General features: G+C 62.9%; 7 protein-coding genes and 1 tRNA gene. 4 read left to right on the top strand and 4 right to left on the bottom strand.

What is annotated here, in order from left to right:
• Positions 1 to 43: 43 nt before the first annotated feature.
• Positions 44 to 1,534, bottom strand: coding sequence for a zinc-dependent metalloprotease (locus HMPREF2656_RS02560; protein ID WP_070815777.1), 1,491 nt, complete (start codon positions 1,532 to 1,534; stop codon positions 44 to 46).
• Between the two features lie 69 nt (positions 1,535 to 1,603).
• On the opposite strand from HMPREF2656_RS02560, the gene HMPREF2656_RS02555 reads away from it, so the two are divergent.
• A complete protein-coding gene (locus tag HMPREF2656_RS02555) occupies positions 1,604 to 2,716 on the top strand; it encodes a YlbL family protein (RefSeq protein WP_070815776.1) in 1,113 nt (370 codons plus the stop codon).
• Positions 2,717 to 2,719: 3 nt separating this feature from the next.
• Here the strand turns inward: HMPREF2656_RS02555 and HMPREF2656_RS02550 are convergent, their stop codons facing one another.
• Positions 2,720 to 3,394, bottom strand: a complete 675-nt coding sequence (locus tag HMPREF2656_RS02550) for a hypothetical protein (protein WP_224212998.1) — start codon at positions 3,392 to 3,394, stop codon at positions 2,720 to 2,722.
• Between the two features lie 38 nt (positions 3,395 to 3,432).
• Positions 3,433 to 3,921 (bottom strand): PPA1309 family protein, encoded by a 489-nt coding sequence (locus HMPREF2656_RS02545; protein ID WP_070815783.1) that lies wholly within the window; start codon positions 3,919 to 3,921, stop codon positions 3,433 to 3,435.
• A 173-nt stretch (positions 3,922 to 4,094) separates the two neighbouring features.
• On the opposite strand from HMPREF2656_RS02545, the gene HMPREF2656_RS02540 reads away from it, so the two are divergent.
• The 3 genes from HMPREF2656_RS02540 (at position 4,095) to HMPREF2656_RS02530 (ending at position 8,137) form a co-directional block, all read left to right on the top strand.
• Positions 4,095 to 7,001, top strand: coding sequence for a UPF0182 family protein (locus HMPREF2656_RS02540; protein WP_246825092.1), 2,907 nt, complete (start codon positions 4,095 to 4,097; stop codon positions 6,999 to 7,001).
• Positions 7,002 to 7,125: 124 nt separating this feature from the next.
• Positions 7,126 to 7,905 (top strand): glucose 1-dehydrogenase, encoded by a 780-nt coding sequence (locus HMPREF2656_RS02535; RefSeq protein ID WP_070815774.1) that lies wholly within the window; start codon positions 7,126 to 7,128, stop codon positions 7,903 to 7,905.
• Between the two features lie 158 nt (positions 7,906 to 8,063).
• Positions 8,064 to 8,137: transfer RNA gene (locus HMPREF2656_RS02530), tRNA-Met, on the top strand.
• Between the two features lie 270 nt (positions 8,138 to 8,407).
• On the opposite strand, the gene HMPREF2656_RS13275 is transcribed toward HMPREF2656_RS02530, so the two are convergent.
• Positions 8,408 to 8,606: hypothetical protein (locus HMPREF2656_RS13275; RefSeq protein WP_210400945.1), on the bottom strand; the 199-nt coding region annotated here is incomplete at its 5' end.

Below are 8,606 nucleotides of genomic sequence, written 5' to 3'. Positions count from 1 at the left end.
CCGAACCACCGACGCCCAGCCCCGCCGCGCGGCCAGGCAGCGCCTACAGTTCCGTGCCGTCCTGGCTGCCGTCGTCTTTGCCGTCGCCGTCTTCGCGCTTCAACTCCGGGTTGTTGCGCAGTTCTTCTTCCAACTTGGCAAATTCGTCGTCGAGGTCGGTGTCGGGGGCGTCGTCGAGAAGCGTGTCGATGAAGGACGCCGGGTTGTCCAGCTGCTCGCTGGACGGCAGGAGGTCGGGGTGCTCCCAGACGGCGTCGCGACGATCCACGCCCACAGCGGTGCCTGCGCGACGCCACAGTTCGGCGGCCTCACGGGTGCGAGGGGCTGCGAGTTCGATGCCGACGATGTTGGCAAAGGCCTGCTCAGCAGAACCACCGGTGGCGCGGCGGCGTGCCCACGCCTCGGCGAGTTGCGGGGTGGTGGGGATGCGTTCGCTGAGGGCTTCGTCGACGACGACGTCAACCCAGCCTTCAACAAGCGCGATCAGGGTCTCCAAGCGGGACGTAGAGGCGGCGTTGCGGGTGCCCACGCGCGGGGAGAGGTCCTCGTCTTGCAGGCGCTGCATGGCCTCCTGGATCTGTGCAGGATCGCCACCATCCAGGTTCAGGTCGCGGACGGCCTCTTCGATGTGGGAGGTGTCAATCTGCAGGCCGGCGGCGTATTCCTCCACGGAGGACACGAGGCGCTCGACCAGCCACGGCACGTTGCGGAACAGGCGCTGGCGTGCGGCCTCGCGTGCGGCGATGTAGACCATCACTTCCTGGCCCGGCAGGTCCAGGCCCTTGGAAATCTCCGCGATGTTGCGCGGCAGGACCGCACCGATGCCGGCGGGTGCGACAGGCAGGCCGAAGTCGGTGCCGGTCAGCGCCTGCTGGGCAAGATCGCCCAGTGCGTGGCCCAACTTCATGCCGAACTGCATGGAGTTCATCTGGTTAACCATGCTGACCATCGGGCCCATCATCTCGCGGGCCTCTTCGGGCATGGTGTCTAGCTGGGCGCGCGCCATGTTGGCGGCGACCGGGTTGACCAGGCGCTTCCACATCGGCATGGTCTGCTCCAGCCAATCTTGGGCGTTCCAGGCCTTGGCCTGTGCCTGGCTGGCGGGCAGTGCGGTGGCACCGTCGAGCCAGAGCTCCGCTAGGCGGAAGGACTCCTCGGCGGCGCGGGAGTCTGCCTCGCTGACCGGGTTCACCCCGGCGATGCGCTGGCGAGCCATGCGGGCGGCCAGGTCGAAGTTGACGGCGTCGCCGTCCTCCTGGGCGTTCATGGAGGAGCCCATGCCGGAGAGCATTTGGCCGAACTGATTCAGGATGTCGCCAAGCCCGCCAGCACCAGCGCCACCAGCGCCACCAGCGCCGCCGGGGCCACCGAATCCACCGAACCCGCCGGACCCAAAGTTTCCGCCGAAACCGAAGGCCGCAAACGGGTTGGTCGGCTCGCCACGCCCGTTGTCGTTGTTGTTGCCCCCGTTGTCCCTGCCCTCGTTGTCGTCGTTGCCGTCGTTGGGAAAGGAGAATCCGAATCCGTTACTCATAGGCGCCACAATACAGCTGCACAACGGCGCGGGTTGGAGCTGCTGGTTGCTGCGCTAACATGTCCCACCATGACGAACGCGCAAACACCAGCGGACGCGGCTGAAGAAACGCCCGCGACCAAGACAGCGAATAAGCGTTTTTCCACGCTGGTGTGGGGAGCTGTACCTATTGCGTTGCTTGCGGTGGGGATGACGATGGATCACATTCCCGGCACGGACATCAAGCTCACGGTGCCGTACGCGGCGGAGGGGCCGGGCCCGACGTTTGACACGCTCAGTGAGATCCAGGGCACGCCCGTGGTGGACATCGAGGGCGCGGAGACCCTTGACACCGGCGGGCAGCTGAATATGACCACGGTGTCGGTGCGCACGAATATGACGTTGGGCCAGGCGTTGGCGCGTTGGGCGGTGACTAAGGACACGCTGGTGCCGATCGAGCAGGTGATGCCGGCGGATCGCAGCGAGGAAGAAACGCGCGAGTTTAACCAGCAGATGTTTGTCGCGTCGGAGGCGTCGGCGACGGTTGCGGCGATGCACTATCTGGGCAAACCCACAACGGTGAACATTCATGACGTGGTCGAAGGCGCTGCCGCGGACGGGACGTTGCAGCAGGGTGACAAGATCCTTGCCATCGACTCCACTCCGGTCGCCAAGCCGAGCGCGGTCCAGGACGTGGTCTTTGCCAAAAAGCCCGGCGAGACGGTGGATGTGACCATCAGCCGCGACGGCAAGGAAGAGACGAAGACCATCGAGCTGAAGGAGAATCCGCACGAAAAGGGCAAGCCGATGCTTGGCATTCTCATGGATTCTGAGCCCGCCGATGGCCTGAAGGTGCACTACAACCTCAACGACATCGGTGGTCCGAGTGCGGGCATGATGTTCTCGCTGGCGGTGATTGACAAGTTGACGCCAGGCGAGCTCAACGGGGGCAAGTTCGTTGCCGGTACCGGCACGATTAACGACGACGGCGAGGTCGGCCCCATCGGCGGCATCACCCACAAAATCCGTGGCTCGCGCGATGAGGGCGCCGAGTTGTTCCTCGCGCCGAAGGGCAATTGTGATGCGGTGAAGCGGGCCGACGCTGGTGATATGACCGTCGCTGCCGTGTCCACCCTCCAGGAGGCAGTGGATGCGATGGAGGCGTTCGCCGCAGGCCGCGACGTGCCAACTTGCGACGGCTAAGGGTTAGGGCTTCTTCGCCAGGCCGAGTTCGTAGATCCGCTGGCGCGGGTCCTCCTGGTCGGAGGAGATCAGTTGCTGCATGACCAGGCCCTCGCGGTTATCCACCACGGTGATGATCGCGGAGGTGCCCAGCGTGGACCAGCCGACTACGCGGTCGCCGGAGTCTTCCACCACGCGCGAGGAGCGCAGCTCAGTAAGAAGTTGGGTCGAGGAGGCCGCCTTCGATTCGGAGTCGAAGAACTGGAACTGGCCAATCTCGTCGCCCTGGCAGTCATAAGATCCGCTGATCCCACCGGCGCCGCAGCCTTCGAACTGGTCGAAGAACTCCTCAGGCGCAAGGGAGGCGAAGCGCTCGCGTACCTTTTCCAAGGTTGCCTCTGCAGACGAGTCCGCTTTCTCCCGCTTCGAGGAGCTCGTGCTTGTCGACGACACCGTCTCGGAAGCAGACTCCGACGCCGTGTCAGATTCGGACTCAGCGGTGGTAGTTGTCTCGGACGTGGTCGTTTCAGGCGTGGTCGTCTCCGAATCCGAGGAGGTGGTTGGGTCCTCGCTGATGTACGACGTCGAGATGGGGCTGCTGGTCGCGTTGGCCTCGTCGTCCTCGCCACCACCACAGGCGGCAAGAGACAACGAGCCGACAAGGACAGCGGAGGCGATTGCGCGACGGGACACAGACACGGTCAGAAGCTCCTTGGGTTGGGTTTCGGCTGTCTAGCTTAAACCAGGTCGTCCGGGTCCTGCTCAAGGCCGTAGCGCAGCGCAGCGATCACACCCGGGGCGACATCCGGGCCGCCACGCAGCTCAATGTCGTCCTGGGCGAAGGGGCCGCGCTCCTCCAACTCCTCATCCGTCAGGCGCATCTGCAGCAGGGTCTGCTCGATGTCTTCGGTACGCAGCACGCCGGAGAACAACCGCGCCGGGCGCGCCTCGGCATCCGCCGGGGCAGAGGCGTCGCGGAAGAGGATCTCCTGCGCCAGGATCACGCCTTCAACCTCACGCGGCCAGGCCAGGCGGGTGACGTACTCGCCGAGCTCCTCGGAACCGGCCAGGATATTCTCCGGCAATTCCTGCACAACCAGGGTGAGGGGGGAGGAGTCGTCGAGGGTGCCCAGCTCGTCGACAAGCAATTGCGTTGGTACCAGACCGAAGAGGGTTGGCGGGGCGTCCCAACCTTCGGCGTGGACGAAATCGACGGCCTCCATCATGGCCTTATTCAGGGCTTGTTGTTCGCGCACGGGAACCTTTCCGGATTGTTGGCCGTTAAACTTTCTAGGCTGTAATGCACATAGACGTTGGACAACACTATTCCTAAGGAGCAGGCTTGGCTACCCGCCTCACCCGGCCACAACCACGGTCGCAGAAACCGAATAAAGGCCTCATGGTCACACTCGGTGTACTCGCCGCACTTTTCTTCCTCCTGCCAGTGCTGATCGGTATCTATACCGATTTTCTCTGGTTTGGGGAGGTTGACTTCCGCGGTGTTTTCAACCGAGTGATCCTCTTCCGTGTCGTGCTGTTTGTCATCTTCGCGCTGCTTGGTGCAGCCGTCGCATGGGCAGCGGCACGGATTGCGTGGCGTGGCAGGCAACAAGACAGCGGCGATATTTTCGGCGAGACCTCGCAGCAAGCGCAGTACCGCGCCGCCGTGCAAGACGGTGTGAAGGGGCTGCTGACCTGGGTGCCGGTGATCGTGGGCATCATGTCTGGTCTTGCTGGCCAGCGCATGTGGCGTGTGTTTATGATGTGGTTCAACGGTGGGGACTTTGGCACCACCGACCCGCAGTTTGGCAAGGATCTTGGCTTCTACGCGTTTAGCCTGCCGGCAATCTCTGCGATTGTGGGCACGCTGTCCATGCTGCTCGCCGTGGCATTTTTGATCGGTGCGGTGGGCCACTACATGCTCGGTGGCATCCGCATTGGCAACAACGTCACCGGAGTCAAAGGCATGGTGTCCAAGCCGGCACGCATCCAGCTCGCCGTCACCGCAGGCCTGTGGATGCTGACCAAGGCCGTGACCTACTGGCTGGACCGCTACTACCTGCTATCCAGCCAGAATGACATCTTCACCGGTGCGTCCTACACCGCGGTCAACGCGATGCTGCCCGCGAAGATCATCCTCACCGTCATCGCTGTGGTTGTCGCAGCGGCGTTTTTCGCCTCCATCGTGTTCAAGGACTTCCGCGTCCCAGTGCTGGCAACGGTGCTCATGCTGGTGTCCTCCATCGTGGTGGGCAACGTGTGGCCGGCGCTTTTGGAGCAGTTCTCGGTCAAGCCGAACCGTCAGGCCAAGGAATACGAGTACATCGGCCGCAACATCGAAGCCACACGCGAGGCATACGGGCTGACCGATGACAAGGTCACCTACATGGAGAACTGGGGCGGCAACACCTCAAACACCGATGTGGCTAAGGATGCGGCGACGATCTCCAACCTGCGCCTGCTGGACCCGGACATCATTTCCCCGACGTTTACCCAGAACCAGCAGCTGCGTAACTTCTACGGCTTCCCAGACCAGCTGGCCATGGACCGCTACGAGGTCGACGGCCAGATGCGCGACTACGTTGTCGCCGCGCGTGAGATGGACCCGAACGCGCTGAGTGAAAACCAGCGCGACTGGATTAACCGCCACACCGTGTACACCCACGGCAACGGCTTTGTCGCAGCGCAGGCCAATACTGTCGACGAGGCCGCGCAGGACGCCGGCTCCACCCGCGGTGGCCTGCCAATCTTTACCGTGTCCGACCTGCAGGCCAACGCCGCCGCCAAGGAGGCCGGCGAGGCTGAAGAGCTGGGCATCAAGGTAGAAGAGCCGCGCATCTACTTCGGCCCGGTGATCGCCTCTGCGCAGGATGGTCTGGACTACGCCATTGTGGGCGATAACGGCCAGGGCCCGGTGGAGTACGACACCGACAACTCCACCTACACCTACACCGGCAAGGGCGGCGTGGACATCGGCAACCCGATCAACCGCGTGGCCTACGCCGTGAAGTACCAGGAACTGAGCTTCCTGCTGTCCGACCGCGTTGGTGGCAACTCGAAGGTGCTCTACGACCGTGACCCGCGCAAGCGTGTGGAAAAGGTCGCACCGTGGCTGACCACCGACTCCAAGACCTACCCGGCTGTTATCGACGGCCGCGTGAAGTGGATCGTGGACGGCTACACCACCCTGTCCCAGCTGCCGTACTCCACGCGTACTTCCCTGCAGGACACCACGCAGGACGCGCTGAATCCGGACGGCACCACCCAGCGTCTGATCACCGACAACGTCGGCTACATCCGCAACTCCGTCAAGGCCACCGTTGATGCCTACGACGGCACCGTGGACCTCTACGCGTTCGACGAGTCCGACCCGGTACTCAACGCGTGGATGAAGTCCTTCCCGGGCACCGTGCGCCCGAACTCGGAGATCTCCGACTCCTTGCGTGACCACCTGCGTTACCCGGAGGACCTGTTCAAGGTCCAGCGTGACCTGCTGGCGCGCTACCACGTGGATGACCCGGGCGTGTTCTTCAACAACGACGCCTTCTGGTCTGTGCCGAACGATCCGACCGCGCCGGAGGGCCGCGACCAGCTGAACCAGCCGCCGTACTACGTGGTGGCCGCTGACCCGGAGACCAACAAGCCGTCGTTCCAGCTGATCACCCCGTTCCGTGGCCTGAACCGTGAGTTCCTGTCCGCGCACATGGCAGTGTCTTCCGATCCGGAGACCTACGGCAACATCACCGTGCGCGTCCTGCCGACGAACACCCAGACCCAGGGGCCGAAGCAGGCCCAGGACGCCCTGATGTCTTCCGACCAGGTGGCGCGTGACCGCACCCTGTGGGAGGGCACCAACGACCTGAAGAACGGCAACCTGCTCACCCTGCCGGTAGGCGGCGGCGAGATCCTCTACGTCGAGCCGATCTACTCGCAGCGCAAGGACCAGGCATCCGCCTTCCCGAAGCTGCTGCGCGTGCTCGTGTTCTACCGCGGCCAGGTGGGCTACGCCCCGACCGTGTCCCAGGCGCTGAAGCAGGTGGGTATCCACTCTGACGCAGCCCAGGAAGTCGAAGTGGTGGACGAAAACGCACCACAGGGTGAGGCTGAAACTACCCCCGCTGAGGAGAACCAGGAAGCCAAGCCGGAGGGTGATAACGCTCCGAAGGTAAACCGCGACGAGGCCCTGAACAGCATCAATGATGCTCTTCGTAACCTGGAGAGTGCCCGCAACGGTTCCTTCGAGGAGTACGGTCGCGCCATCGACCAACTCGACCGTGCAGTGGCTGAGTACCAGAAGGCGCAGTAACGGGTTATAGTTATCTCGTCCCCCCAGGATCGGGTGCATCGCGCGAAGTGGGCGCGCGATGCACCATTTTTGTATCTAGCATGGTGTTCACAACCAACTCTTTGAGAGAAAGGCTGGATAGACCATGGGACGTTTTGACGGAAAAGTAGCGCTTGTGACCGGTGGCGCATCGGGAATGGGCGCAGCAGACTGCAAACTCTTCGTCGAAGAAGGCGCAAAGGTTGTCATCGCTGACCTTAACGAGGAACTCGGCGGAGCACTGGCCGAGGAGCTTGGCAACAACGCAATCTTTGTAAAGCTCAACGTTGCCGACGAGCAAGACTGGAAGGACGCCATCGCGGCGACGAATGAGGCGTTCGGCCGTCTGGACATCCTGGTGAACAACGCCGGCATCCTGCAGATGACGGGCGTGGAGGACACCACGCTGGAGCAGTTCCAGAAGATCATGGCCGTCAACGTCGACGGCGTGTTCTTGGGGATGAAGTACGCCATTCCGGAGATCCGCAAGCAGGGCGGCGGCGCGATCATCAACATGTCGTCCACCGCAGGCCTGGAAGGCCAAGTCAGCGCGACCGGCTACGTGGCATCCAAGTGGGCAGTGCGCGGCATGACCAAGACGGTCGCCGCCGACGTTGCTGACGAGAACATCCGCATCAACTCCGTCCACCCGGGTGCAATTGCAACCCCGATGACGGCAGATTCCCTTGTAGAGGGTGCACCGCTTCCGCTCGCAGCAGCGAACCGCCCGGGTCGCGCTGAAGAGGTTGCGAAGACCGTGCTGTTCCTCGCGTCCGACGACGCGTCCTACATCAACGGCGCAGAGATTGCTGTCGATGGTGGTCTGACCCTGGGTGCCTCGAAGCACATCTACGGCATCCTCGGCCAGCTCGCTGCCCAGCAGTAACGGCAGTCGCTGGAGGAGCGGCAATGGTAGGGGAGCCCCGATAGTTGGATCGCGCTAAACCGTCGTGAACAGGCAGTTTGGCGCTTTCCGTAGGTGTCTGTATAGTGATCCCACGTTGCCGGTTACGGCGACAGGCGAAAATCACATATAGCGCCCGACGCGGGGTGGAGCAGCTCGGTAGCTCGCTGGGCTCATAACCCAGAGGTCGTTGGTTCGAATCCAGCCCCCGCTACTAAGATAAGGCCCCTACCAGTGGAAACGCTGGTAGGGGCCTTCTTCATTTTGTGATCGGATCGCCATTTGGTGCACTAGCTGGTGCACTAGGGTCAAAATCCTGCACCAAACGGAACTGCGACGCTCCAACGACGCGGCGCAGGTTTTCGGTGCATTGCTTAGTGATTGCTAGGACGGCAGCAACGAAGGAACGCCACGGGAGTCGGCAGTTCGAGGAAAGCAACTGCGAACTGCTGTGCAAGTCTCACAACCGCGCCAAAGGTAACGCTTAACCAGCGGCGACGCGGGGATCTAACAATGCTGCGTCGCTAGCGCTCGCACCCAGCGAGCGAGCATCAGGCTGCGCTAGCGACGCCGAGCGCACAAAGGCACTGCACTGCGGGGATACGCCTGCGACCGGCAGAGCCGGACTGAATACGGGATTGACCACGTTCACCCCGTATTCGTGCAAAGGAGCACTGCCATGT

It is taken from the genome of Corynebacterium sp. HMSC034B08, assembly GCF_001835805.1.
In the GTDB taxonomy this organism is placed as follows: Bacteria; Actinomycetota; Actinomycetes; order Mycobacteriales; family Mycobacteriaceae; genus Corynebacterium; species Corynebacterium coyleae.
Note: the sequence above shows the minus strand (reverse complement) of the source record. Positions and strands in the feature narration are given on the sequence as shown.